The sequence below is a fragment of the Desulfovibrio sp. genome, assembly GCF_019422935.1.
In the GTDB taxonomy this organism is placed as follows: domain Bacteria; phylum Desulfobacterota; class Desulfovibrionia; order Desulfovibrionales; family Desulfovibrionaceae; genus Desulfovibrio.
Genome location: NZ_JAHZCJ010000001.1, coordinates 160,127 through 186,688, shown reverse-complemented (window position 1 = coordinate 186,688; position 26,562 = coordinate 160,127). Strand labels below are relative to the sequence as shown.

General features: G+C 59.2%; 24 protein-coding genes, 1 tRNA gene and 1 riboswitch. Of the genes, 21 read left to right on the top strand and 4 right to left on the bottom strand.

Features of this window, described 5'->3' with window-relative positions; genetic code table 11:
- Positions 1 to 194: 194 nt before the first annotated feature.
- From QZ383_RS00705 to QZ383_RS00685, 5 genes are all read left to right on the top strand, one after another.
- On the top strand, positions 195 to 752 hold the full coding sequence (locus QZ383_RS00705) for a cysteine hydrolase family protein (protein ID WP_291442215.1): 558 nt from the start codon (positions 195 to 197) through the stop codon (positions 750 to 752).
- A gap of 98 nt (positions 753 to 850) precedes the next feature.
- Positions 851 to 2,482: a bifunctional metallophosphatase/5'-nucleotidase gene (locus QZ383_RS00700; RefSeq protein WP_291442213.1), complete on the top strand. Its 1,632-nt coding sequence runs from the start codon at positions 851 to 853 to the stop codon at positions 2,480 to 2,482.
- A gap of 131 nt (positions 2,483 to 2,613) precedes the next feature.
- Complete coding sequence (locus QZ383_RS00695) at positions 2,614 to 3,555, top strand: symporter (protein WP_291442212.1); 942 nt, start codon at positions 2,614 to 2,616, stop codon at positions 3,553 to 3,555.
- A gap of 65 nt (positions 3,556 to 3,620) precedes the next feature.
- Positions 3,621 to 3,679: riboswitch (Fluoride riboswitch) on the top strand.
- Positions 3,680 to 3,831: 152 nt separating this feature from the next.
- Positions 3,832 to 4,221 carry a fluoride efflux transporter CrcB gene (gene crcB, locus QZ383_RS00690; protein ID WP_291442211.1) on the top strand — a complete coding sequence of 130 codons (390 nt, stop codon included), beginning with the start codon at positions 3,832 to 3,834 and terminating at the stop codon, positions 4,219 to 4,221.
- Positions 4,222 to 4,230: 9 nt separating this feature from the next.
- Positions 4,231 to 4,563, top strand: a complete 333-nt coding sequence (locus QZ383_RS00685; RefSeq protein ID WP_022658420.1) for a DUF190 domain-containing protein — start codon at positions 4,231 to 4,233, stop codon at positions 4,561 to 4,563.
- A gap of 97 nt (positions 4,564 to 4,660) precedes the next feature.
- On the opposite strand, the gene QZ383_RS00680 is transcribed toward QZ383_RS00685, so the two are convergent.
- A complete protein-coding gene (locus tag QZ383_RS00680) occupies positions 4,661 to 5,932 on the bottom strand; it encodes a competence/damage-inducible protein A (protein WP_291442209.1) in 1,272 nt (423 codons plus the stop codon).
- Positions 5,933 to 6,165: 233 nt separating this feature from the next.
- Between QZ383_RS00680 and QZ383_RS00675 the strand changes: the two genes are divergently transcribed.
- Both QZ383_RS00675 and QZ383_RS00670 read left to right on the top strand, forming a co-directional pair.
- Positions 6,166 to 7,449 carry an O-acetylhomoserine aminocarboxypropyltransferase/cysteine synthase family protein gene (locus QZ383_RS00675; protein WP_291442207.1) on the top strand — a complete coding sequence of 428 codons (1,284 nt, stop codon included), beginning with the start codon at positions 6,166 to 6,168 and terminating at the stop codon, positions 7,447 to 7,449.
- Between the two features lie 238 nt (positions 7,450 to 7,687).
- Positions 7,688 to 8,143, top strand: a complete 456-nt coding sequence (locus QZ383_RS00670; protein WP_291442204.1) for a hypothetical protein — start codon at positions 7,688 to 7,690, stop codon at positions 8,141 to 8,143.
- A gap of 99 nt (positions 8,144 to 8,242) precedes the next feature.
- Here the strand turns inward: QZ383_RS00670 and QZ383_RS00665 are convergent, their stop codons facing one another.
- Together QZ383_RS00665 and QZ383_RS00660 are read right to left on the bottom strand one after the other, a co-directional pair.
- Positions 8,243 to 9,220: a glycosyltransferase gene (locus tag QZ383_RS00665; protein ID WP_291442202.1), complete on the bottom strand. Its 978-nt coding sequence runs from the start codon at positions 9,218 to 9,220 to the stop codon at positions 8,243 to 8,245.
- A 49-nt stretch (positions 9,221 to 9,269) separates the two neighbouring features.
- On the bottom strand, positions 9,270 to 9,968 hold the full coding sequence (locus QZ383_RS00660; RefSeq protein WP_291442200.1) for a glutamine amidotransferase: 699 nt from the start codon (positions 9,966 to 9,968) through the stop codon (positions 9,270 to 9,272).
- A 471-nt stretch (positions 9,969 to 10,439) separates the two neighbouring features.
- On the opposite strand from QZ383_RS00660, the gene QZ383_RS00655 reads away from it, so the two are divergent.
- The 8 genes from QZ383_RS00655 to der all read left to right on the top strand — a co-directional run bounded on the left by QZ383_RS00655 (position 10,440) and on the right by der (position 18,645).
- On the top strand, positions 10,440 to 11,210 hold the full coding sequence (locus QZ383_RS00655; RefSeq protein ID WP_291442197.1) for a DUF4198 domain-containing protein: 771 nt from the start codon (positions 10,440 to 10,442) through the stop codon (positions 11,208 to 11,210).
- A gap of 127 nt (positions 11,211 to 11,337) precedes the next feature.
- A complete protein-coding gene (gene cbiM, locus QZ383_RS00650) occupies positions 11,338 to 11,949 on the top strand; it encodes a cobalt transporter CbiM (RefSeq protein WP_291442195.1) in 612 nt (203 codons plus the stop codon).
- A 17-nt stretch (positions 11,950 to 11,966) separates the two neighbouring features.
- Positions 11,967 to 12,671 carry a cobalamin biosynthesis protein CbiL gene (locus QZ383_RS00645; RefSeq protein ID WP_291442194.1) on the top strand — a complete coding sequence of 235 codons (705 nt, stop codon included), beginning with the start codon at positions 11,967 to 11,969 and terminating at the stop codon, positions 12,669 to 12,671.
- Positions 12,672 to 12,680: 9 nt separating this feature from the next.
- Positions 12,681 to 13,442 carry a cobalt ECF transporter T component CbiQ gene (gene cbiQ / locus QZ383_RS00640; RefSeq protein ID WP_291442192.1) on the top strand — a complete coding sequence of 254 codons (762 nt, stop codon included), beginning with the start codon at positions 12,681 to 12,683 and terminating at the stop codon, positions 13,440 to 13,442.
- The gene (locus QZ383_RS00635; RefSeq protein ID WP_291442190.1) at positions 13,435 to 14,178 is read left to right on the top strand and encodes an ABC transporter ATP-binding protein; all 744 of its coding nucleotides are present in this window, start codon (positions 13,435 to 13,437) and stop codon (positions 14,176 to 14,178) included. The genes cbiQ and QZ383_RS00635 overlap by 8 nt, the downstream gene beginning before the upstream one ends.
- A 298-nt stretch (positions 14,179 to 14,476) precedes the next feature.
- Positions 14,477 to 15,841, top strand: coding sequence for a diguanylate cyclase (locus QZ383_RS00630; protein ID WP_291442188.1), 1,365 nt, complete (start codon positions 14,477 to 14,479; stop codon positions 15,839 to 15,841).
- Positions 15,842 to 15,915: 74 nt separating this feature from the next.
- Complete coding sequence (locus tag QZ383_RS00625) at positions 15,916 to 17,091, top strand: RluA family pseudouridine synthase (RefSeq protein WP_291442186.1); 1,176 nt, start codon at positions 15,916 to 15,918, stop codon at positions 17,089 to 17,091.
- Between the two features lie 186 nt (positions 17,092 to 17,277).
- Complete coding sequence (gene der / locus QZ383_RS00620; RefSeq protein ID WP_291442184.1) at positions 17,278 to 18,645, top strand: ribosome biogenesis GTPase Der; 1,368 nt, start codon at positions 17,278 to 17,280, stop codon at positions 18,643 to 18,645.
- A 126-nt stretch (positions 18,646 to 18,771) separates the two neighbouring features.
- On the opposite strand, the gene QZ383_RS00615 is transcribed toward der, so the two are convergent.
- Positions 18,772 to 18,865, bottom strand: a tRNA-Sec gene (locus QZ383_RS00615).
- 371 nt (positions 18,866 to 19,236) lie between these two features.
- On the opposite strand from QZ383_RS00615, the gene ftsH reads away from it, so the two are divergent.
- From ftsH to glmM, 6 genes are all read left to right on the top strand, one after another.
- Positions 19,237 to 21,225 (top strand): ATP-dependent zinc metalloprotease FtsH, encoded by a 1,989-nt coding sequence (gene ftsH / locus QZ383_RS00610; protein WP_291442915.1) that lies wholly within the window; start codon positions 19,237 to 19,239, stop codon positions 21,223 to 21,225.
- Positions 21,215 to 22,093, top strand: coding sequence for a dihydropteroate synthase (folP, locus tag QZ383_RS00605; protein WP_291442182.1), 879 nt, complete (start codon positions 21,215 to 21,217; stop codon positions 22,091 to 22,093). The genes ftsH and folP overlap by 11 nt, the downstream gene beginning before the upstream one ends.
- Before the next feature lie 35 nt (positions 22,094 to 22,128).
- Positions 22,129 to 23,472 carry a diguanylate cyclase gene (locus tag QZ383_RS00600; protein WP_291442180.1) on the top strand — a complete coding sequence of 448 codons (1,344 nt, stop codon included), beginning with the start codon at positions 22,129 to 22,131 and terminating at the stop codon, positions 23,470 to 23,472.
- 44 nt (positions 23,473 to 23,516) lie between these two features.
- A complete protein-coding gene (gene cdaA / locus QZ383_RS00595) occupies positions 23,517 to 24,251 on the top strand; it encodes a diadenylate cyclase CdaA (protein WP_291442178.1) in 735 nt (244 codons plus the stop codon).
- A complete protein-coding gene (locus QZ383_RS00590; RefSeq protein WP_291442176.1) occupies positions 24,238 to 25,170 on the top strand; it encodes a CdaR family protein in 933 nt (310 codons plus the stop codon). Before cdaA ends, QZ383_RS00590 begins: the two co-directional genes overlap by 14 nt.
- Positions 25,171 to 25,325: 155 nt before the next feature.
- Positions 25,326 to 26,562, top strand: a 1,237-nt coding sequence (glmM, locus tag QZ383_RS00585) for a phosphoglucosamine mutase (protein ID WP_291442174.1), incomplete at its 3' end; no start/stop codon positions are given.

Here is a 26,562-nt window from a genome sequence, read left to right as displayed (position 1 = left end):
CAGGCAGGATGGCTGCACCGAGAGGCAAAATGCCTTCTGTCACTTGGCATCATTTGCCAGCCAGCGTCAAGTACGCGCGGCAGCAGTGCTTGACCCGGCAGAGCGCGGACTGCTATCGGTTGCACACGGTCAGATTCATGCACCAGCATTCCGCGCTAACCTTTCGGGCGGCATATCCGCATGAGGCACCTCACATGCAGGCTCTTATAATCATAGATATTCAGAACGATTACTTCCCCGGCGGCAAGATGGAGCTTTGCGGCAGCGAGGCCGCAGCCGGCAATGTCGCCCTGCTGCTCAAGGCCTTTCGCAAGGCTGGAAAACCCGTTTTTCATGTACAGCATATTTCTCTTGCGCCCACGGCCACGTTTTTTCTGCCTGGCACAACAGGGGCGCTCATTCATGGCAGCGTTACGCCGCTGGCGGGCGAAACTGTGGTGGAAAAGCACTTTCCCAATTCCTTCCGTGACACTACCCTGCTCGGCCTGCTCCAGGCGCAGAACATCACGAACATCGCCATAGCGGGCATGATGACCCACATGTGCGTGGACACCACCACCCGCGCCGCCTTTGACCTAGGCTTCACCTGCCATCTTGCCCACGACGCCTGCGCCACCCGCGACCTTGCGCACGACGGCAAAACCGTAAGTGCCGCCCAGGTGCAGACCGCCTACATGGCTGCCCTTGGGCAGGTGTTTGCTCAGGTGCGCTGCACACAGGAATTGTGCGCGGCCATCTGCCAGAGCAGTTAACTCATTTCATTCGCAAGCGGCTCTAAACCCCGCAGCACCACCTTTGCACGACAAATCAACGCCTTTGCGCGCTGCACACTCCATCAGGGGGCAATATCATGGCGGCATTCCTGTTGCGATTCCGTTTTTCCGCACTGGCTCTGTTTTTGTGGGCCAGCCTGCTCACGGGCTTTTCGCTGGTTTCCCTGCCCTGCCATGCGCAGGAAAAGGCGGGCCTCGAGCTGCTCCTGCTGCACACCAACGACTTGCACTCCTATCTTGCAGGCAGGGATGCCCACGGCAACGCCTGCCTGAAATCCGAGGGCTGCACGGGCGGTTTTGCCCGCCTTGCCACGGCCATGAAACGCGCCCGGGCGGAGCACGACAACGTGCTGGCCGTGGACGCGGGCGACCAGTTTCAGGGTACCCTGTTTTTTACCGCCAACAAGTGGCCCATGCTGGCCGACATCAACAGCCTGATGCCCTATGACGCCATGACGCTGGGCAATCACGAATTTGACGATGGCTGCGAGGCCACAGCCGGATTTGTGCGGGCGCAGCCCTACCCGGTGCTGGCCGCCAATCTGGATGCCCGCCCCGGCTGCCCCCTGCGCGGAACGCCCTTCCGCCCATGGATCATCAAGGAGGTGCGCGGGGTCAAGGTGGGCATTGTGGGGCTTGCCAATCCCAGCGTGCGCACGCTTTCTGCGGCCTGCCCCGAAACGTGGTTCTACAAGAGCGAAACCACGCTGAAAAAGGCCGTGGCGGAGCTGGAAAAGCAGGGAGTGCGGCACATCATAGCCGTGACACATCTTGGCCTGCCAAAGGATCTGGAACTGGCCCGCAAGGTGGACGGCGTGGACATCATTGTGGGCGGGCACACCCACGACTACCTTGGCCCCAAATCGTCCAAGGGGCCGTACCCCATTGTGGAGCATTCCCCCTCGGGCAAGCCTGTTCTGGTGGTCACTGCCGGAGCGCTTGCCAAGTATCTGGGCCAGCTCGACGTAACCTTTGACGCGCAGGGCGTCCCGGTGCGCTGGCAGGGCGAGGCCCTGCCGCTGGATGCCTCCATTCCGCCCGACCCTGCCGTGGAAGCCAAGATCGCCCAGTATGCCCAAAAACTGGAAGCCTTCACCTCCGTTACCGTGGGGCAGAACAACCTGACTGCGCCTGACGGCCTGCACCAGTGCCGCATAGGTGAATGCCTTTCCGGCCTCATCGCCACCGATTCCATGCTGGATTATGGCCGCGCCTATGGAGCGCAGGTCGCCATTATCAACGGCGGGGGGCTGCGCGCACCCCTGCGCCAGGGTGCGCTGAACCTTGGCGACATGCTGGCCGTGCTGCCCTTTGGCAACAAGGTCATCATCCGCGACTTCACAGGTGAGCAACTGCTGGCGGCGCTGGAACACGGCGTGGCCGACTACAAGGGCGTTGGCTCTCCCGTGTTGCATACGGCGGGCCTTCGCTACGTGTATAATCCCGCCCTGCCCTCCGGCAAACGCATTGTGCGCGCAGAGCTGCTGGACGCGGACGGAACCACGCGCCCCCTTGATTCTGCCGCCCGCTACCGGGTGGTTCTTGTGGATTACCTCGAACGCCGGGGCGATGGCTACGCCATGCTTGCCAAGGGATCGCCCGTGGAAGCCCCTGACCCGGTTGATGTGGACGTGCTGGCGGCGTACATTAAAAAATTCAGCCCGCTGACGACCTTGCCGCCTGACCGGCTGATCCGCCAGACAAACTGATTGCAGCATGGGCGCTGGCTGCCCCCGCGCGGGCCATGCCTGAGAGAGTCTGAACATGCCGTAACATGCCCGCCCTTGGGACTTGCCAAGGGCGGGCATGTTGGGCAGTGTGGCGAAAAAGTTGAGGCCTTATGAATTCCCGCGACCTTATCATGGTCCTTTCTTCGCTGCTTTCCATGGCGGCGGGCGTTTTTCTGCCCCAGGCGGCAGAACCGCTTGCCGCAATGCCGCGCCTTATTCTCATTTTCATGCTTTATATGAGTTTTCTGGCTGTGGGCATGGAAGCCCTGATGCGCGAAATACGCCACATGAAGGGCACACTCTGTTTTCTGGTAGCCTTGCGGCTTGCGGTGCTGCCGCTGTTGTGTCTTGCGGTCTTCCGCCTGCTCATGCCCCAGTTTGCGCTGGGGGCCTTTCTGCTTGGCGCAGCGCCCGTGGGGGTCATGGCCGCTGTTTTTTCGCTCATGGTGGGGGCCAATACGGCGCTTATTCTTGTGGCCAACATCGCCACGTCCCTGCTGCTGCCCGCAAGCCTGCCCGCCGTGCTTTCCGCTACCGATGCCGCGCTACGCCTGCTGGGCCTTGAGCCGCTCAACATGCCTGCGCACCTGGAACTGGGGCACATGAGCCTGTCGCTCTGCGTGACCATTCTTGTGCCCTTTGCCGCCGCGCATATTACGCGCATTCACCTTGACGGGCTCCGCAACCTGCTTTTACGCTGGCAGTTCCCGCTCATAACCGTGTCCATCGTGATTTCCAACATTGCCATTTTCAGCCACTACGGCGATCTGCTGCGGCAATCGCCCGACCTGCTGCTCAAATCGCTGGGCGCAGCCTCCCTGCTCTGCCTCATCATGACGCTTGCCGCCATCCCCCTGGCCCGCCGCATGAGCAGGCAGGTGGGCATGGCCTTTCAGATTTCGTTCGGCGTTATCAACAATGTGCTGGTGATGATTGTCTGCATGGAATTTTTCAGCGCCACAGAGGCGATCATGGCCGCCGCCTATCTGGCCCCCCTGTACGTGCTGCTGTTTTATTACCGCCTGTGCAGCCGGGATAAAAAGCAGGGCTGACATGGCAGGGAATGCTCTACTCCGGCGGCAAAAACGGGTTTACTTGCGGCCCCGGCAGATGTAGAAATTACCCAGGGGATGGAGTTCCCCTTGAACCGCATTTGCTGATAACTCCTACCAGGGCCAGGGCGTTGGTAGACTATTTTGCGACCGCGCCCAAGCGCGGTTGCTTTTTTTATTCAACGCCGGGGCACTACCGCTGCCATCGGCAAGCATGAAAACGCGGGCAGCATGGGCCGGTAACAGCCATACCTGCACCGCATAACGGATTGACGCATGGTCAAAAACGTTCTTGTCATCACATTGGGGGCCGGGGCTGGGGCCTGCCTTCGCTGGGTGCTTTCAATGCTGCTCAATTCCATCTTTCCGGCTATTCCGCTTGGCACGGTGGCGGCAAATTTCCTCGGCGGGTTCGGCATCGGGCTTTCGCTGGGCGTGTTCAACTCGCTGCCCGGTCTGGCCCCCGAATGGCGGCTGCTTATCATCACCGGTTTTCTTGGCGGTCTCACCACCTTTTCCACCTTCACGGCAGAGATTGGCACCCTGCTGCAGGAACAACGCATAGGCATGGCCGCCGGGGCCATAACCCTGCACGTCTGCGGCTCGCTGGTCTGTTTTTTCATGGGCCTTGGCGCAGTTTCGCTTCTCAAATCCCTCTTTCGTTAGGAGCAGGCCATGAACGGCTACAAACTGACATTTTATACGCAGCAGGGGCGCTCGCACGGGCACATGAGCATTGCGGAATGGCTGCTCAAGGAAGCAAAGGCCATTGGCGTTGAGGGCGCAACCTTTGCCGCGGCGCAAGGCGGTTACGGGCGCGACGGCAAATACCACAGCGCACGCTTTTTTGATGTGGGCGAGCAGCCCATGGAAGTAACCATGGCCGTGAGCCCGGAACACAGCGAGCAGCTTTTTGCCCGCATTGAGCAGGAAAATCTGCAAATCTTCTACATGAAAATCCCTGTGGAATTTGGCATCACCTGCTCGGGAAAAAATCAGCCCGCCTGACCGCAGGCGGAACCGCCCCTCCCAATAAAGAACCCCCGGCGGAAACGGCCTCTCAGACCACATCCGCCGGGGGGTCACAGCATCGACAGACAAAAAACTAGGCCTGATCCAGACTCCACTGATCTTCAACTGGCAGATCGGCAAGACGGCGGCGCAGCATGTCCAGCGCATGGCTTGAGGCAAGGCGGCGCGTCCAGTCGCGGCCCAGATAACGCCCTTGCGGGCGCATGACGCGCAGCCAGACATGCTCCGCATCGCTCAGGGCAATATACACAAGCCCCACAGGCTTTTGCGGCGTGCCGCCGCCGGGGCCGGCCACGCCCGTGATGCCAATGCCGTAATCAGCGCCGCTGCACTCGCGCACGCCCTGGGCCATGGCCCGCGCCACCTCCGGGCTGACAGCCCCGTGCGCGCACAGCATATCGTGCGGTACGCCGAGCAGCCGCTCCTTGGCTTCGTTGGCGTAGGTTACCATGCCGTAACCAAAAACATCCGATGCGCCGGGCTGGTCAGTGATGCGCTTGGCAAGCAGACCGCCGGTGCAGGATTCCGCAGTGGCAAGGGTTTTGCCCTGACGCGCCAGCTCCTGCACCACCACAGTCTCCAGCCCCGCAACATTCACGCCGTACACAAAGTGCCCCAGCAGTTCGCGCACCTCCGCAACCATGGGGGCAGCCAGAGCCTCGGCAGCGGTGGCATCCTGCGCCTTGGCCGTTACCCGCACAAACATTTCCGCATCGCCCGCATAGGTTGCCGCCGTGGGATTGGCCCCGCCAGTCAGCCCCGCAATGCGCAAGGCCGCCACGCCCTCGCCTATGCCAAAGGTCTTTACCATAAACGACGAAATGACCGACCCGCTCATGCTCCGCAAAAAGGGCACGGCGCTGTCGTGCAGCATGGGCAGCAGTTCGGAAGGAGGCCCAGGCAGCATGAGCACCCAGCGCCCCTCGCCCGCAGGCGTGGCGCAGCCGGGGGCGGTACCCGCCAGATTGGGGAAAGCCACGGATCCGCGCGGCAACATGGCCTGTTTGGCCTGATTGGCCGACATGGGGCGCGTGCCGAAATACTCCCGCAACCGCGCCATGCTGTCCGCATGTTCCTCAAGCGGCGCTTCGGCCACCAGGGCTACTGTTTCCTTGGTCAGATCGTCTTCCGTAGGGCCAAGGCCGCCGGTGGTGATAACCACTTCCGCGCGTTGCAGAGCCTCGCGCAGGGCTTTCTCCAGCCGTTGTGGGTTGTCGCCCACGGTGTTCACCTGTAAAAGATCCATCCCCAGGGCAGAAAGCTCCCGCGCCACATGGGTTGCATCCGTATTGACCGTATGCCCCAGCAGGAGTTCTGTGCCGACCGATATTATTTCCGCCTTCATGCGGCCTCCATTTTGCTTGATGCGCGCCCGCCCGCAAAGGCGTGGAACGTGCCGTTGAGCATCCTAGTCTCCCAGACTGCACGGCGCAAGACTGACGCGGTGCGCACGCGAGATTTTCCGCCAGGGCTTGCTTGACAAGCCAGAATATCTGGGCCAATCATTTCTTACCAATTTACTAAGAAATTATTTGTCGACTAGGATCATACAAACTGCAAAAGAAACAGGGGACAGAAATGAGCGAAAAAAAGAAACCACGTTTTGAAACCCTGCAAGTTCATGCAGGACAGGAACAGCCGGATCCGGCGACCGGGGCGCGCGCAGTACCGATCTATCAGACAACATCCTTTGTTTTTGACGACTGTGCGCACGCTGAGGCCCGCTTTAACCTCAGCAATGCCGGCAACATATACAGCCGCCTGACCAATCCCACGCAGGACGCCTTTGAACAGCGAGTGGCAGCCCTTGAGGGCGGAGTTGCGGCCCTGGCCACGGCCAGCGGCGCGGCAGCGGTCACCTATGCCCTGCAAAATCTGGCCGAAGCGGGCGACCACATTGTGGCCGAAAAAACCCTCTACGGCGGCACCTACAACCTGCTGGCGCACACGCTCAAGGCCTGGGGCATAGACACCACCTTTGTGGACCCTGATAAACCCGGCGCTTTTGAGCGCGCCATCACACCCCGCACCAAGGCCATTTTTATTGAAACCCTGGGCAACCCACACAGCAATATTGTGGATATTGAAGCGCTGGCGGATCTGGCCCACAAAAACGGCATCCCCCTGGTGGTGGACAATACCTTTGCCACCCCCTGGCTGCTGCGCCCCATCGAGCACGGGGCAGACGTTGTTGTGCATTCGGCAACCAAGTTTATTGGCGGCCATGGCACAACCCTTGGCGGCGTGATTGTGGACGGCGGCAAGTTTGACTGGGAGGCCTCGGGCAAGTTTCCCCGGCTGTGCGAGCCGGAACCGAGCTACCACGGCCTGAGCTTTACCAAGGCAGTGGGCGCGGCTGCTTATGCTGTACGGGCGCGGGCCATCCTGCTGCGCGATCTTGGCGCAACGCTTTCGCCCTTCAACGCATTTATTCTGCTGCAGGGGCTGGAAACCCTTTCGCTACGGGTGGAGCGCCACGTCAGCAATGCGCTGGCAGTGGTGGAGTATCTGGCAAAACATCCCAAGGTTGAGCGGGTCAACCACCCGTGCCTCGCCAGCAGCCCCAGCCATGCCTTGTATCAGCGCTATTTTCCCAAGGGGGGCGGCTCCATCTTTACCTTTGAGGTCAAGGGCGGTGCGGCCGAAGCCAGGGCATTCATTGACAGGCTGCAGGTCTTTTCCCTGCTGGCCAATGTGGCGGATGCAAAATCGCTGGTCATCCACCCCGCATCCACAACGCATTCGCAGCTCACTGCCACAGAGCTTGCCGAAACGGGCATCCGGCCAAATACGGTCAGGCTTTCCATCGGCATTGAGCATGTGGACGACATTATTGAAGACATTGCACAGGCTCTGGGCTAACCCCGCCCGCGGCACGGCGCACACAGCGCACCCGGAACCGCAGCACTGTTTCAAAGGCCCTACCGCTACACGCGGCGGGGCCTTTTTAACTTGCTGCCTCAAGTAAAAGGCATTGTCTTTTCAGGGGCCATTGCATACAACTGGCTGATCCATTGTAATGCTCTGCAAACGGGACAGCCTGCCCCCTCTGGGCGAGCCGCCCGATGTTAACTGTGCGCTCTCAAGCAGGAGAATTTTCATGTTCAGAAAATTTGCGGTTCTTCTTTTTGTCATGCTCCTGGCCACGCCCGTGCTGGCAGATGAGGTGAGTACAAAGTATATTTCCGTCGACCTTCCTGACAACTGGAAGGCCGTTATGGCTCCCACAGAAAATCAGGGAACCACCACCGTTATCTTTTCAAATGCTTCGGGCAATTCCACGGTGGGTTTTGTGACCGGGCCCAATGGCGGCGCGGACACCAAAACTGTTGCCGAAATGTTCGCCAACCAGTTCAAGGCGCTCAAGCCCCCGGTGGAAAAAAACGGACAATACACCTTTGCCTTCACCCAGCAGCAGACCCCTTGCCAGTCCTGGGTGGCGTCGTCTGGCGATATTTTTATGGTCACGACAATCACCGGCGACCGCAAACTTGGCCTGGCTTTTATCAAAAAGTATGTAAAAAGTGCGGAATACGCCAGTTTGCTGCCTAAATAGGCAAATTCTCCCGGTCAATTTTAAACGTTGATATAACATCAGGGGCTGTCTGCATTGCTGACAGCCCCTGATGTTATTTACTGACGCCACAACGTACATTCACAAGGGGGTGCATTCCTGCCCGCAGCCTTCCCAGATTCTTTTAAGACGATTCACCACGGCATCTGAATACATGTCGTTATTGCGGCCTGCCGCAACCAGATTGTCCAGCAGATTCTTGCTGCGGCTCAGGGCCTGCTGGATGAGCGCATAGGCGGGATCTTCCTCAAGCACCACATTGTAGCCATCCATATCCCTGATGCGGTAACGCAGCGGCACCTTCCAGTTGCGGACACACATGTTGTACAGAAAGTAATTCAATACAAACAATCCAATACCGCCGGACTCATCCTTGAAAAGCCGGGCATGTTCCTTGCCCTTATTCAAATCTGTATCTTCGTATTCCGAATTGTCGTACTTGCCACCGTTTACAAAAAAATCGTTGGCGTCATAGTAATATTGCGGCAATCCGGCACAGTTCATGCGGGCGCCATAATCCCCATCATCTGCGCCGTACAGGCCGTAATCCTCACTCCAGTAGCCCAGTATGTCCGAAACACTTTTGGGGATGACAATGGCGCTCCCCATTAAATTGGAAGTGCAAATGCCAAGTATGCCGTCCTCACTGGTGATCGTGCCTGGATTTTTCACCATGTCTTGTGCTGTGAACGTTGGCCCCAGAGTAGAAACAGGGGCGCCGTGCGCCCACAGTCTGAAAAGATTTTCCAGCCAGTGGGGCGTTATGACCGCCATATCGTTGTCGAGCTTCATGTAATAGGGGGCGTCCACTGCGCGCCAGCCGATGTTGCAGGCGCAGGATATGCCCATATTACGCGGCAGCAGAAAGAGATTGTCGATGATCCCGTCTTTGTGCAGCTCCACCAGCCGGTCGCGCAGGGATTGCTCGCTGCCGTTATCCACCACCGTAACGGCATATGCGATGCATGGTGCGGTTTTGCGCAGAGCCAGCAGCGTCTTCTGCGTAAGATGGTACCTGTTAAAAACAGGTATGGTGATGTTTACAATAGGATTGGCCATCTGAGCGCTCCTGTACCGACCAGTGATTCAGATGATGTGCGGACTTACTCTAGCGAACCTCTTCCATTAGCCAGCGGCGCATGAAGGCCTGCCCTGCGCCCCGCGCTTGGGCGCCGAGCCTCTGGGCGTCATCGCGTATGGCGCGGGGGTCAAAACCGTTAACGCCAAGTTCGCTGCAATGGCCCACAAGCCATGTTTCCATCAAGGCCGCGTCCATTTCCGCATGGAACTGCAAACCGAGCTGCCCCGGCCCGGGCCGGAAGGCCTGATGCGGCGTGATGGCCGTTGAGGCAAGCAGGTCACTGCCCCGGGGCAGATCAAACGTGTCGCCATGCCAGTGCAGCACGGGCGCGCCCACAAGCTCCGCCAGAGGGCCGCTCAAGCCCGCCGGGGTGAGTTCAACCTGGCCCCAGCCAATCTCCTTGGCGGTTCCGGGGTACACGTCGGCATCAAGGGCGCTGGCCATAAGCTGCGCGCCAAGGCAGACGCCTAGCAGCGGACGGCCCGAAGCAAGACGGCTCGCCACCAGCGCCTTTTCATCCGTGAGAAAGGGATACAGGTCTTCCTGATACACCCCAATGGGGCCGCCCAGCACCACGGCAAGGTCGGCATCCTTCCACAGCTCCGGCTCCAGGGGCACAACCCCGGCCTGCACATAGCTGATCGCAAACCCCGCTTCTTCAAGCGGCTGCACAAACACACCCAAATTTTCAAAAGCCACATGCTGAATAGCAACGCAACGCTTCATGCTTTCTCCCGATGCTGAAATGCCTTTTACACTGAATGCCATATGGACAAATACGGCACGCAGCGCTTGCGCCCGCCACTCTGCGGGCATTCTGAACGCCATGGGGGGAAGTTGTACGCGCCCAGGAAACCAAATTCGAGCAATGCAGCTGAACATGCACAGGCTCAACATTCTGCACAGCAGACCCAGGGCGCACACGCAAGCATACTGAGCCTGCGCTTTTTTGCTGCGTCTACCCGCACAATCTTCAGGGCAATTGCCCAAAAAACCTGCCCTGAATAAACCAGGCCAACAGTCTGCACCAGCAGTTTTCCATCTCGTATAGTACGCAGCTTGCGAATGAAGCGCAAGAATGCCGCTGCCTGTCCGGCAAAAACATCTTGCTACAAATTTATTTTTTTTGTTACTAAACATTCAGCCACGTCATGACACAGCGGCAACCCCCTCCACCTCAACCAACAGGAACTTTCTATGTGGAAAATTTGCTGCGCCAGCCTTGCTCTGCTGCTCATGTGGGGAACCCAGGCCCAGGCCCATTTTGGCATGGTCATTCCCTCCACCCCCACGGTTGCCGACAAGAAGGACGCCAACGTGCAGTTGGAAATCTCCTTTGTGCACCCCATGGAAATGCAGGGCATGGATATGGCCGCGCCTGCAGCGGCTACCGTCACCCATGACGGAAAAACAGAAGATATCAAGGCAACCCTCAAGCCCGCCACAGTGCTGGGCCACAAGGCATGGCAAACCACCTATGGCATCAAAAAGCCCGGCGTGTACCAGTTTGCCATTGAGCCCGCCCCCTATTTTGAACCTGCGGAAGACAAGTTCATCATCCATTACACCAAGACCGTGGTGGCCGCCTTTGGCGAAGAGGAAGGCTGGGATGCCCCCCTTGGCCTGAAAACGGAAATCGTGCCCCTTACCCGCCCCTTTGCCAACTACACAGGCAATGTATTCCGTGGCCGCGTTCTGCTTGACGGCAAACCTGTTGCCGGAGCGGACGTGGAAGTGGAATGCTACAACAAGGGCAAGGCCCACACCGCCCCCAACGATTTTTATGTCACCCAGGTCGTAAAGACCGATGAAAACGGCGTCTTCACCTATGGCATTCCCTGGGCAGGCTGGTGGGGCTTTGCGGCCCTGAACACCTCCGCCGAAAAAATGGAATACAAGGGGGAAGCCAAGGAAGTGGAACTGGGCGCTGTGATGTGGGTGAATTTTGCCGCACCCAAGACCAAGTAATACTGCGCTAAGTATGGCTGCGGCAGGCCGGGCCGGAAATTGCCCCTTCCGGTTCGGCCTCTGCGCCAGCGGCTTCGCAAGGTGAAGCCAGGCAAAGGCCAAGCAAAGGCCCATCAAAGGATTGATCATGCATATTGCCGAAGGCGTTCTTTCCCCTGCCGTGCTTGCCACGGGTTACGCCCTGACCGCCGCCGGAACGGCCCTGGGCCTGAAAAAACTCGATTATGACAGGCTCATGACCGTGGCCATCCTTGCCGCGACTTTTTTTGTGGGCTCGCTCATCCATGTGCCCATCGGCATTACCAGCGCGCACCTTATTCTCAATGGCCTTCTGGGCGTGATACTCGGGTGGGCGGCCTTTCCGGCCATTCTGGCGGCTCTGGCACTGCAGGCGCTACTGTTCCAGTTTGGCGGCCTTGTGGTGTTGGGGGTCAACACCTTCACCATGGGATTTTCAGCCGTTGTGGCGGGCTACGTGTTTCGCGGCCTGTGCCGTGCGTGGCCCTCACCAACAGGGCAAAAAATTGCCGCTTTCTGCGGCGGCGCGCTGGGCGTCATGGGCGCGGGCCTGCTGACGGCGGTGGCTCTCGCCTCCAGCGATGAAGGCTTTGCCACAGCCGCGCGGCTGCTGTTTTTGGCGCATCTGCCCATCATGCTGGCCGAAGGGCTTATTACCATGCTGACCGTGGGCTTTATCGCCAGGGTGCGCCCTGAAATGCTGCGCCTGAGCGCGGCCTGAGGCCATAAGGAGTCTCCATGCATTCCATTTGCTCGCGCAAGGCATTCTCACCCATATTGCCCGCACTGTTGTCCACGCTGTTTTTGCTCTTCACGCTGGCATTGCCCCATGCGGCTCAGGCCCACCGGGTCAATATTTTTGCATGGACAGAAGGGGATCAGGTTGTTGCGGAATGCGGCTTTAACGGCGGCAACAAGGTCAAGCAGGGACAGGTGGTGGTGTACGATGCTGCCACTGGCGCAAAACTGCAGGAAGGCCGCACAGATGACCAGGGCGTGTACCGTTTTCCTGTTCCCGCTGAGGGTAAGGCCCACGGCCTGCGCATTGTCGTCAAGGCGGGCGAAGGACATCAGAATGAATGGATGATGGACGCCGCCGAACTGGCAGCGGTTCAGACGCCAGCCATTCCCGCCAGCGCCTCCGAAGCAAAGGACGCGGCGGCCTCTGCTGCCGAAAAAACATCTCCGGTTACACACGCAGTATCCACGGCAACCCCCGGAGCAAAAGGCGCGGCTGCACCCATCCCAAGCGCTGCCGGCGTCAGCTCCGGGGAGCTGCAAACCATTGTCAACACGGCGCTGGATGTGAAACTTGGCCCCATCCGCCGGGAACTTGCGGAAATGCGCGTGTCGCGCCCCGGATTTTCTGAAATCTTCGGCGGCATCGGCTGGCTGGTAGGTCTGGCGGGCATTGCCCTTTACTTCAAGGGGCGTCGGGGGTAATGGCTGGGAGTGTTTGACCAGCCCTTTGTTCGCCCATCGCTCATACAGCGTATTGACCCCCGCGTTCGCATGGCCTTCGCGGGGGGGCTTGCGGTATGCATATCGCTGCTGCACAGCCTGACCGCCTGCGGCATGGCCCTTGCTCTGGGTCTGGCGCTGCTGGCGGCGGCCAATCCGCCAGCCCGCGCGCTGCTGCAACGCCTCGGCGCCATCAATATCTTCATTGTTTTTCTGTGGTGCGTAACACCCCTGACCACGCCGGGAACCCCACTGGCGCATTGGGGAATACTCACAGTCAGCGCCGAAGGCGTGCGCCTTGCGCTGCTGGTGAGCATCAAGTCCAATGCCATTGCCTGCGTTTTTCTGGCGCTTGTCGCCACCATGGACGCCCCAACCGCCGGCCATGCGCTGGAGCGGCTGCACTGTCCGCCCAAGCTCGTTTTCCTCTTTCTTTTCACAGCCAGATACGTTCACGTCATCGCCCAGGAATGGCACACCCTGCTGGTGGCGGCACGGTTGCGCGGTTTTCGCCCGCGCACCAGCATGCATACCTACCGCACCATGGCATCCCTGCTGGGCCTGTTGCTGGTGCGCAGTTACGAGCGCTCGCTGCGGGTGCGCGAGGCTATGGTATTGCGGGGGTTTTCCGGCCATTTCAGATCGGTGACGGTATTCCACGCTCAGAAGGGCGACTGTATTTTCGCACTGGGCCTGCTGTTGTGCATGGCGGGGATAATCGCGGTTGAATGCCTGGGAGGCCTCAATGTCTGACCACCATCACGATGCAGCCATTTTCAGCCTTGAGGGCATCTGCTTTGCTTACGGGCAGGGTAACTCGCCGCGCACTGTGCTGTGCGATGTGGATTTTTCGCTGCATCCCGGTCAGCGTATCGGTCTCTATGGACCCAATGGGAGCGGCAAGACAACGCTTTTTCGCTGTATCACGGGCCTCGCGCGGCCTCAGGCGGGTCAGGTGCTGTTTCACGGCACTCCCCTCAAGGACGAAAAGGATTTCTACGATCTGCGCTGCAAGGTGGGCTTTGTGCTGCAACACGCAGAAGACCAGCTCTTTTTCCCCACCGTGCTGGAGGACGTGGCCTTTGGCCCGCTGAATCTTGGCTTTTCAGCCGACGAGGCCAGAGACTGCGCCCTGGACACCCTGCGCGATCTCGGCTTGGCCGGATTTGAAAACCGCCTTACCCATCGGCTTTCCGGCGGCGAAAAAAAACTCGTATCCCTGGCTTCTGTGATGGCCATGAAGCCCGAGGCGCTGCTGCTTGACGAACCCACCAACGGCCTTGATAACGATGCCCGCCAGCGCATCATCGACATCTTGGGCAGTCTGGACACGGCGCGCATAACCATCTCCCATGACTGGGATTTTCTGGCGCAAACATCCACCCAGTACCTCACCATCGCCAACAATCGGCTGAGCGCCTGCGCCCCCTCCTCTGCCCACGCCCATATGCACGCCCACCCGCTGGGCAACGAACCTCACGAGCATTAGCCCCACACAAGTTTGCTGACGGCAATCTCCAACAATGCAAGGGCAATACGCCCTCAGCTATCTGCTATGAAATATTTTTTTGCCTGCGCCTTCCCAGTCCATCTGTAAAGCAGCGCAGGCGTAGCCCGCTGGCTCGCCTTCAGCCGCACCCCGCATAATTCCCGCCTTTGATATCTATTTGCATATATAAAATGATAGTAGCATTATTTCCTGAACAGTAGTAGTGTCGCGCAGCAATTTATGCTCTGCGTCAGATTCCTGTCTTTTGGCACCATATCTTGGCCTCCCAAGGATTGCCATGCGCGAACCCCATCCCAGCCTCCCCCTGCCGCTTATCCAGACGGACACAACCGATGCCGTGCTGGAATGGCGCGTTGCCTCAGACCTCCTCCGCTTCAGCCTTGGGGCCAAGCGGCTGCTTGGCGTTGAAGCAAATACTCATTGCAGCATGGCGGCATTTCTTGGCGCATGTCATGAGGATAAAAGGGATATACTCGGCCAATCGTTGCAAACATTTCTTGAAGGCCACATCGGGGCGCATATGGAAATATGCTTTCCCATCAACGGTCTTGTGGCGCGAACCCAGCTTATAACCCTTGCGCGCGACGGCGCTGGACAGGCAGAGCACGTGGTTGGCTGCATCAGCGCCGTGGAGCGACAGGCGCAGCAGATTTTGCCATCCGCTCGATTTTCCATGCAGCACCTCGCCACGCCGCACTCCACACAGGATGCTGCCCGCCTGATGCTGGCGCTCAATGCTTCCGGCGATGGACTGTGGGATTGGGACGCCAACACCAATACCGTCTACTACAGCCCCCGCTACATCGAAATGCTGGGCTACTCGGACGAAACGTTCCCCGCAACGCTACGCAGCTGGGAAGAAAAAATTCATCCCGAAGATTACGCCCATGTGGTGCCCATACAGAAAGACATCATTGCTTCGCCCGCCCACGGCGATACCTTTGAATGCACCTACCGCATGCGCAAGGCAGACAACACATGGGCCTGGATTCTTGGCCGTGGCAACGTGACGCAGCGCGATGCCAGCGGCAAGGCCACGCGCGTGGTGGGCCTGCACACCGACATCAGCGCAAGCCAGGCCGACAGGGCCCATCTTGAAGACATGGTGCGCAACGACCCGCTCACCGGTTTGCGCAGCCGAACCTTTTTTACCATGGCTGTGGACGAACTGGAGCAAAACGCTGTTCGACCCGTGGGGGTGATCGTTGCCGATGTCAACGGACTAAAAATGATTAACGATTACCTCGGGCATGAAGAAGGTAATACCGTGCTTTGTCAGGCGGCCCTGCTGCTGCGCGGCGGGCTGGATTCCGCAGCCTGCGTCGCGCGCATGAGCGGCGACGAATACACCGTGCTGCTGCCCGGATGCGACAGTCTGAGAGTTGCCGAAATTTTGCATGAGCTCGTGCAGCGCTTTAACAGGCACAACAATCAGCTAAACCGCCCCCCAGTCTTACTGGCCATGGGTTCCGCCTGCGCGGAAGACATGCAGACCAGCATTGCCAACGCCATTGTGGAGGCGGACCGAGCCATGCTGCGGAACAAACTGACCACAAGGGCCGAGACCCGCCAGCGCGTTCGGGACTGGATTGAAAACCACACCTTTGCCAAGGTTTCCATGAACGACTGCCGCTATCTGTAACGCACAGCAGGCAGGCCACCGCACGCCGCGCCGCCGCTCTTGACGCAAGGCTGGCTTTGCGCCAGAGTATCTCCATGTCGGAAGAGAACCCTCCCCCTACGCAGGCCCAGGACTCTGGCATTGGCATCAGCAGGCAATCGCCGCTGGAACAGCCGATAGTTCAGGAGACCGAAAGCGGCCAAAAGTTGTTACAGTTCCTGCAAAGGCGGCTGAACTTGCCCCCCACCCTGCTCCACCGCTGGGTGCGCACCGGACAGGTGCGCATCAACGGCGGCAGATGCAAGCCCTTTGCCCGCGTGCAGACAGGCGACATTGTTCGTCTTCCTCCTTTTGCCTTCAAGATGGCGGAAGAAAGCGCGCCAGAAACGGCCCTCCAGCCGTTGATGGATACAGCTCTCGACACGCAGCCGGTTGATTCGCCTCCGCTGCCGCCCATGATCGGCACAGACGGCTACCTGTGGGCTTTTAACAAACCCGCAGGCCTGCCAACGCATCCCGGCACCGGGCATGACGACAGCCTCAGTTCTCGGCTGGCCGCCTACTTCGCAAGCGCGCCTTTCAAGCCCACGCCCGTGCACAGGCTGGACAAGGAAACCTCGGGCGTACTGCTGGTGGCTGCCTCATACGAAGCCCTTGCCAATGCTCAGGAAGCCATACGCGAGGGAACGCTGGCCAAGGAATATGTGGTCTGGGTGCAAGGCCGCTGGCCCTTTGCCGAAACCCAGATGCTGCGCCACTTTCTGCGCAAGGATGCTGCCCAGGGCTACGAAAAGGTGCGTACGGCTGCACCCGGTGAGGCCGACAGCCGCGAGGCCCTGTGCATGGTGCGCCCCCTGCGGGTGGAGCAAGCGCAAAGCCTGCTGCTTGTGCGCCTGCTGACAGGCCGCACGCATCAGATCCGCGTACAGCTTGCCACCGTGGGGCATCCTGTGATTGGCGATACCAAGTACGGGCAGGCTGCGCCCACGCGCCGTCATGTGCCGCGCGGGGCCTACGCCCTCCCGGCCCCGGCCCGCATGAGTTCAACTGAGAATTCCGCGCCGGAGCCGGAAAGCCTGATGCTGCATGCCCTGCGCGTAACAATGCCCTGCGGGCACGTGTTTTCATGCCTGCCGCCGTGGTCTGGCGCGCATGCCCTTGAGCAGATGCCAGAGCCTGTCGCAGCCATGACAGCCCCGGAACACGGGGACGGATGCGGGGTCTTCCCTTTGACGGAACAAAGTGCTAAAAATAAATTTTTACGCCAGTAAAGCAGTCTCAAAACCCAACTGTCCTGGCTGCCGCGCGGCCTGCGCGGCATTACACGCCAGACGCCTCAGAGAGCATATGCTCCGGGCGCTTTCTTTTCATCGGAGCGCATGACCGCATGGCGGCGCACTCCGCTTCACGCTTGCAATCTCGCCTGGCAAATCCCAGGCGTACACTAAGGTATTCTCATGGCAGATACATTGCCCCGCGTCATTCTGGTGGGTCGCCCCAATGTGGGCAAATCCACCCTGTTCAACAGGCTTATCCGCAGCAATCGGGCCATCACCCATGACCGCCCCGGCGTGACCCGCGACCGCATGGACGGCGTGGTGCGCCGCAAGGACACCCCCGTTTTCGGCATCGTTGACACGGGCGGCATCACCCTTGACGCCCACTCCGCCGTGGTGGAAGGCCCCGAAGGCATTCGCGGCTTTGAGCGCGATATTCTTGCGCAAACCGAGGCGGCGCTGGTTGATGCCTCTGCCGTGGCCTTTGTGGTGGATTCGCGTGACGGCCTGCTGCCTCTGGACGAGCATCTTGCGGCCCATGTGCGCCGCAAGGGCCTGCCCACCATCTGCGTTGTCAACAAGGTTGACGGCGTGGAGCGCGAAGATGAACTCATGGCCGAATTTCATGTTCTGGGCTTCCCGCTGCTGGCGGTTTCCGCCGAGCACGGGCACAACATCACCGCTCTGGTGGAAGAACTGGTAGCCCTGCTGCCGGAAGAAACCTCCACCGAGCCCCCCGCGCCCCCGACCCTCAAGCTGGCCATGCTTGGCCGCCCCAATGCGGGCAAGTCGTCGCTTATCAACGCCATTTCCCGCAGTGACCGCATGATTGTTTCCGATGTGGCGGGCACCACGCGCGACAGCGTTGATGTGCGCTTTGCGAGCGGTGGGCGCGACTACGTGTTTGTGGACACTGCGGGTGTACGCCGCCGCACCAAGATCAGCGACAGTCTGGAAAAGTACTCCGTCAACTCGGCCATCAAATCGAGCACCAAGGCCGACGTGACACTGCTGACCCTGGACGCCGCCGAAGGCGTGAGCCAGCAGGACAAGCGCCTCATGGACATGCTGAACACACGCAAAACCCCCTTTATGGTGCTTATCAACAAGTGCGATCTGGCCCCCCGCGACTCGCTGGACAGGCTCAAAAAGAACGTGGCCGAAATGCTGGCCTTCTGCCCGCATGTGCCGATTCTGAATGTTTCCGCCCTCAAGGGAACCGGCCTGAAAAAAATCCTGCCCCTGGCAACCCAGATTCACGAAGAATGCAGCGTGCGCATTTCTACCGGCAAGCTCAACCGCGCCATGGAAGAAGTGCTCGACAAGCATCAGCCGCCAGTGGTCAAACGCGTACGTGCCAAGTTCTTCTACCTGACCCAGGCGGAAACCGCGCCGCCAACCTTTGTGTGCTTTGTGAGCGACGCCACCCGTGTTCCTGAAAGCTATACCCGCTATCTTGAACGCGCGTTGCGCAAAATATTTGGCATCACGCATGCCCCCATGCGCCTGCACCTGCGCTCAAGCCACAAGAAAAAAACTGAAAAATAGCCGCGGGCCTGGCTGATAACAGGCTGCCCGCCGAGCAAAAAAAAATCCCCCGGGTCAAACCGGGGGACTAAAATATCAGTCTGCAAAAGACGTCAAGCCAAACGAGCCTGGCGAAAAGAGCTTGAATGGCGGAGACGTATAGGGGTCGAACCTACCACAGACCGCAAGGCCTGCCACCGGTTTTGAAGACCGGGCGCCACACCGGTGACGAAACGTCTCCGCATGGGCGCACCATAGGGCAAAAGCCCCTTGCCCGCAAGAGGGCAAACCCATTCGCCCTTTGCTGCACCGCTCAGGCAGCGAGGCCCGCAGCACAGTTTGACCATGCGCAACTGGCACCCCCCGGCATGCTGTTTTGACTCCTGAACGTCAAACCTCCATTGCCAAGTGTATTTTGCGCATTATTATGAACATGAAAAGCGCAGCCGAAACCCCTGTCGCCTGAGCTGCAAATGCCCACAAACATTTGACACCAGACACATACAGGTAGTAATTTCTTAACTGTGCTGGCCATATATCCGGCCTGGCCGTGCGCCACCGCGCGCGGAAAACGTAACGGAGGCAGTGTTGAATCAGATAAGTCGCAACCTGATGCTGTGGGCGATAATCGTCCTGGCGATGGTCATGCTTTTCAATATGTTCCAGCAACCGCAGGGGATCACCCAGCGGGTGCCCTACTCAGATTTTCTCAGTCAGGTGGACAACGGCCAGCTCATGTCCGTGACCATTCAGGGGCACACCCTCATCGGGCGCACCTCTGACGGAAAGACCGTGCAGTCCTATGCTCCGCAGGACATCGGCCTCGTAAACCGCCTTATTGAAAAAAAGGTTGAAATCAAGGCCGAACCGCCGGAAGAACAGCCCTGGTACATGACCCTGCTGGTTTCCTGGTTCCCCATGCTTTTGCTTGTGGGCGTGTGGATTTTCTTTATGCGCCAGATGCAGAGCGGTGGCGGCAAGGCCATGAGCTTTGGCCGGTCGCGCGCTCGCCTGCTGAATCAGGACAGCACACGCGTTACCTTTGCTGATGTGGCTGGCGTTGACGAAGCCAAGGACGAACTTTCGGAGGTCGTGGAATTTCTCTCCAACCCCAAAAAGTTTACCCGCCTTGGCGGTCGCATCCCCAAGGGCGTACTTCTTGTGGGCCCTCCCGGCACGGGTAAAACACTTCTGGCACGCGCCGTTGCTGGCGAGGCCGGGGTACCGTTCTTTTCCATTTCCGGCTCCGACTTTGTTGAAATGTTTGTGGGCGTGGGCGCTTCGCGCGTTCGCGACCTTTTTGTTCAGGGCAAAAAAAACGCGCCCTGTCTGATATTTATTGACGAAATTGACGCCGTTGGCCGCCAGCGTGGCGCTGGCCTTGGCGGCGGGCATGATGAACGCGAGCAGACCCTGAACCAGCTGCTCGTGGAAATGGACGGCTTTGAAAGCAATGAGGGCGTTATCCTCATTGCCGCCACCAACCGCCCCGATGTGCTTGATCCCGCCCTGCTGCGTCCCGGCCGCTTTGACCGTCAGGTGATGGTGCCCACGCCCGATCTGCGTGGCCGCCGCCGCATCCTTGAAGTGCACACCAAACGCACGCCTCTTGCGGGCGATGTTGATCTGGAAGTGCTGGCTCGCGGTACACCGGGCTTTTCTGGCGCTGACCTTGAAAACCTGGTCAACGAAGCTGCCCTTCAGGCCGCCAAGCTCAATCAGGACCGCCTGGACATGCATGATTTCGAGTATGCCAAGGACAAGGTCCTCATGGGCCGCGAACGCCGTAGTCTTATCCTCTCCGAGGAAGAAAAGCGCATCACCGCCTATCACGAAGGCGGCCACGCGCTGGCTGCCCGCCTGCTGCCCGGTTCCGACCCGGTGCACAAGGTTACGATCATTCCGCGCGGCCGCGCCCTGGGCGTGACCATGCAGCTGCCGGAAGAAGACCGCCACGGCTATTCGCGCTCCTTCCTGCGTAATAATCTGGTGGTGCTGCTGGGTGGCCGCGTGGCGGAAGAAATTATTTTTGACGACATCACCACCGGCGCCTCCAACGACATTGAACGCGTCACCCGCATGGCCCGCAAGATGGTCTGCGAGTGGGGCATGAGCGAAGCTGTGGGTACGCTGGCTATCGGCGAAACCGGCGAAGAAGTTTTTATTGGCCGCGAATGGGTGCAGAACAAGAACTTCAGCGAAGACACGGCACGGCTTGTGGATTCGGAAGTGAAGCGCATTGTGGAAGACGCGCACAGCCGCTGCCGCAAGCTGCTTGAAGAAAATCTGGATGCCCTGCACCGCATTGCCCAGGCCCTTCTTGATCGCGAAACCATCACTGGCGATGATCTTGACCTGCTCATGGACAACAAGGAACTGCCCCCGCTCGACAGCAACGGCAAACCCGTACCCGCCGGCACTGCCGCCAAGGGTGGCAAGGCTGCCAAATCTGGTGCTGAATTTGTGATTGAACCGGATACGGATGCTCAGGCCCCAGATCAGAAGACGGAACAGAAGCCGGAGCAGCAATCGGAACAGGCGGAATCCAAGCAATCCGAAGCAGAGAACACCCGGAACAACAGTAAAGAAAATGACCGATAGCATTTGCCCGGCCGCCCTTTCCAGGGGCGCAGACTGGCATATTCTTGGGGGGCGGGCGTTAAAGACGCCCTCCCCCTTTGGCGTCATGGGCATTGTGAATCTGACCCCGGATTCCTTTTATGACGGGGGCCGCCACAACGCCCCGGCACCGGGCCTCAACCACGCGCTGAACTTGCGCAACCAGGGTGCAGACATTCTTGACCTTGGCGCGGAATCCTCACGCCCCGGAGCCGCAGAGCTGCCCCCCCAGCAGGAAACCGAGCGCCTGATGCCGGTTCTGATAGGACTGCGCCAATCTGCTCCCGGAGCCGTAATATCCGTGGATACCTACCATGCCACCACGGCTGCTGCTGTGCTGGACATGGGGGCTGCCATCATCAACGATATCTCGGCCTGCGCCTTTGACCCCGCCCTGCTGGATGTGCTCGTGCAGTACAAGCCCGGCTATGTGCTGATGCACAGTCAAGGCCGCCCGCAGACCATGCAGCACGACCCGCGCTACACTGATGTGCGCCGCGAGGTGCTGGAATTTTTTGAACGTGAGATGTCGCGTCTGGTGCGGGCGGGCCTGCCGGAAGATCGCATTGTGCTTGACCCCGGCATCGGCTTTGGCAAGACGCTTGAGCACAACCTTGCCCTTTTGGCCCACCCGGAAGACTGGCTTGCGCTCGGGCGGCCCGTGCTCATGGCGCTGTCCATGAAATCCGTTTTTGGCGGGCTTCTGGGCCTGCCGCCGCAGGAACGCGGCCTGGCAACAGCCACGGCCACGGCGGTGCTGCGCGGCAAGGGTGTGTTCTGGCACAGGGTGCATGATGTTGTCGCGGCCCGTCAGGCCATGACTGTTGCTCTGGCTCTTGAGGCCAACTAGGGATTCAAACCGTCAACGATTGCGAGTCTGCCGGTATGGTGCGAACTTTTTCAACGCGCCCATTCACTGGAATGCTGCTCATCACGTTGGCCTTCAACTTACTTTTGACATGGGTTTTGGTTGACCGCAAGCAGCAGATTGAACGTGTCAAACTTGAGAGCATCGCCCGCTCACAGCGTGATAACCTCCAAAATGATCTGTTGCGCCTAGTATTCAAAACGGAAACCCTGAACGCGCTTGTCATCGACAAAAGCGGGAGCATTCAGGAATTCGAGCGCGTTGCCGCTGCCCTGCGCGATGAAGATACCATTCAGGCCTTTGTGCTCGCTCCCGGCGGCACCATAGACAAGGTGTACCCATATACGCCTGCCAACAGCCTGCTGGTGGGCCGGGATATGCTTGACGGCAATCTGGGCTGCCACGAGGCAATCACGGCCCGACACGGCGCACCGCTGACCCTGGCCGGGCCGGTACTGCTGCCCAATGGGGATGCGGCTTTGGTGGGGCGACTTTCCATATTCCTCCCTGATGCTTCCGGCCGTCCTCAATATTGGGGTATCGCAGCAATACTGCTGCGTTTTCCTGATGTGTTGAATGCCTCGGATCTTTACCTGCTGGACAGCATGGATATTGATTTTGGCCTTTGGCGCGCATCCCCCCATAAAGGTGGTGCGTTGCTTATTGCTGGCAGCGCGGATTCAGAAAAAGACGCTGGCAGCATAGACATGCCTGTGACAATTCTTAACGCTCACTGGTTGATCCGCATGTCGGCAGGCGTTGCGTGGTACAGATCGCTGGAATCATGGCTCTATGTGGGCATGAGCGTTTTTCTCAGCCTCTTCCTCGCAACTCTTGTTCAAAGAAATCATGATCTTACAGAAATTCGTACTTATCTTGAGGCCATCGCGTACAGGGACGCCCTCACGGGTGCGCTTAACAGGCGTGGGCTCTTTGAAGAACTTCAAAGGCGCATAGCCTCACCAACGACAAAAAATTTCACCATATATTACGTCGATTTAAATAATTTTAAAGGCATTAACGACACCTATGGACATGAGGCGGGCGACCGAGTATTGCAACTCTTCGCAGAGGTTGTTCGCACGCATGCCCCGGTGACGCATATTTTGGGGCGCATGGGCGGCGATGAATTTGTGTTGCTGCTCAACGGACCACCAGCTCAGGAGAGGGACAAAGCCGCCTTTGACCAAATGTGCGCCGACCTTGCTAATGGTCTGCCCGAGCTGAACATACCGGGGCCGATCACGTTCAGCATGGGCAGTGCAGTGTACCCTGATGCGGCCCTCACAGTGGATGCGCTGCTCTCCTGCGCGGACACTGCCATGTACCAAGACAAGGAACGCGCCAAAGCCCATGGCTGACAGCGCTGCGGTTGCCCGATACACTTTGCTGCAAGGAACACACCGTGTTTGACCATATTGCCATAGACTGGCGCGATATAATGGACATAGCCGTGGTCAGCATTCTGCTGTACCAGGTTATCCAGATGCTGCGGGGCTCGCGGGCGCTGACAGTCCTTACCGGGCTGGGCCTGCTTACGCTGCTGTATTTCTTTTCAAATGCTCTCGGCCTGTACACGCTTACCTGGCTGTTGCAGCACATCTTCAGTTCCCTGTTCATCCTCATAGTCGTTATTTTTCAGTCCGACATCCGTCAGGCCCTGGGGGAGATGGGCGCACGGCCTATTTTTCGTCGATCCAGCATAAAGAATATCGGCGTGGAAGAAGTGGTGACGGCCTGTGTAGAAATGGCCCGGCTGCGTGTGGGCGCACTGATCGTTATTGAGCGCAGCATGCGCCTTGGCGACATGATAAAGCGCGAAGGCGTGCGCATTGACGCGCAGCTTTCACGCCAGCTGCTCATGAATATTTTCTACCCCAAGGCCCCCCTTCACGATGGTGCCGTGGTCATCAGCCGAGGCAGAATCACCGCCGCGGCCTGCATTCTGCCGCTGGCCGAAGCCAAGGGGCAGAACTTTGGCACGCGACACCGCGCGGCGTTGGGCATTGCCCGCGAAAGTGATGCTCTGGTCATTGTTGTTTCTGAAGAAAGAGGCGAAATTTCCGTGGCCCTCAAGGATGAGCTGATGCGCGCCCTTGACGCTACCCGCCTCAGGCAGGTGCTTAATGAAATCCTCTGATCCCTCGCGCCGCCCCCCGCATCTGCTTTCCATGCTGCTGGCGATCTTTATCGCCGTGAGCATGTGGTACATGGTCAGCGTTCGCGACAGGCTGGAAGCGCAGATTGAAGTAAACCTCGATTACTTTGGCATCCCCGCCAATCTTGTGGTGACTGACGGCCTCATCAACAAGGCTGTTGTGCGTCTGCGCGGGCCGGAAACCCTGCTGCGTTCTGTTACCCAACGCAAGATCATCCAGGCAGTGGATCTTTCTTCCATCAAAAAAGGCACAACCGTGGTTCCGCTCTCGGCGGAGCATCTTGGCGCGCGTTTCCGCGCTTTTGAACTCATTGATGTGCAGCCCCCGCGAATCGTGGTCAAGGCCGACACCGTGCAGGAGCGCAGCGTCCCTGTTAAGGCGGTTGTGGATTCGCCCCTGCGCAGCGGCGCCCTGACGGTGGAAAACGTCAGCGTGACCCCGGCCACGGTGGTTTTGCGCGGCCCGGAATCTGTTATCTCCGCCATTGCCAGCGTGCCGCTGACCATCATGCTTGATCCCAAGGCGGCGGGCACAACAACCCAGCAGACCATCACCCTGGACACTCCGGGCATGGTCACGGCCACGCCGCCTTCCGTCAAGGTGCAGTACACCATCACCAGCGGGCGCACCGTCATCTCGCGCCGCTGCAAGGTGGAAATTGCCAAGGAAAGCCGCCTGGCCTATACGGTTAACCCCGATGAAATTGCCGTGCTGGTGGAGGTGCCCGAAGCTCTGGCAAAGAACAGCCGTTACCTTGGCGAGATGGAAGTTTCTTTCGTCACGCCGGAGATCCAGCCGGGAGAGAGCGTTAAAACGCCCCTGCACTTCAAACTGCCGGAAGGAATGACTCTCTTGAACCCGGTTACGGAAGAAGTTACGGTAACAAGAAAAAAGAAATAAGCACCGCCCTTCAACAGCCGCATCAGGCGGCCTGAGCGGAGCGCACCCGCGTCTTGCCCTTGCGGTCGGCACGGCAGATACGACAAAACCCAGCAACAGCGCCCATGCTGCAACGCATCCGCGCGCTGCAAAAGAATTAGAGGTAAGGAGTTTTCATGGCTGAGCGTCTTTTCGGCACAGACGGACTGCGCGGCACGGTCAACAATTATCCCATGACCGTGGATGTAGCCCTGCGACTTGGTCTGGCGGCGGGTGTGCGCTTTCGGCGCGGCGACCACCAGCACAAGGTGGTCATCGGCAAGGATACGCGCCTTTCAGGCTACATGTTTGAATCTGCGCTCACTTCCGGCCTGTGCGCCGCCGGCATGCATGTGATCATGACCGGCCCGCTGCCCACTCCGGCCATATCCTTTCTCACCCGCAGCATGCGGGCCGACCTTGGGGTGGTTATTTCCGCCTCGCACAACCCCTTTCACGACAACGGCATCAAATTTTTTGATGCCGATGGTTACAAGCTCCCCGACCTGACCGAAGACGAAATATCGGCCATGGTGCTGGATTCGGACTATAAATGGCCCTATCCGGAAGCGCGCGGCGTTGGCCGCGCCACCAAGATTGAAGACGCCGGGGGGCGCTATATTGTTTACACCAAAAGTTGTTTCCCTCCCCAACTGACGCTTTCGGGCCTGCGCATTGTGGTTGACTGCGCCAACGGCGCCAGCTACAAAGTTGCCCCTCTGGCTCTTGAAGAACTGGGAGCCGAAGTTTTCCGCATCGGCACAAGCCCTGACGGCACCAACATCAACGAGCACTGTGGCTCGCTCTATCCCGAAGTGGTGGCCGCCAAGGTGCGCGAAGTTCGGGCCGATGTGGGCCTTGCGCTGGACGGCGACGCCGACCGCCTCATTGTTGTGGACGAACACGGCGACATCATTGACGGCGACCAGCTCATGGCCATGTGCGCCCAAGCCATGATGGCCAGGGGCGAACTGCCGGGCAATCTGCTTGTGGCAACCGCCATGAGCAACATGGCCCTGGAAATTTTTATGAAGGATCACGGAGGTTCACTGCTGCGCACCAAGGTGGGCGACCGCTACGTTATGGAAGCCATGCGGCGCGAAGGCGCCATGCTGGGCGGCGAGCAGTCGGGCCACCTTATTTTCCACAAGTACAGCACCACTGGCGATGGCCTGCTGGCGGCCCTGCAAATTCTGCGCATCATGCGCGAGAAGGACAAGCCTCTCTCCGAACTGGCAGGCAGGCTCAAGCCATTCCCGCAGAAGCTTATCAACGTGCGGGTGGAAAAACGCCTGCCCTTTGAGGAGCGCCCTGCCATTGGCGAGGCAGTTGCCAAGGTCGAGGCGGAACTGGCCGGGCGCGGACGTGTGCCCT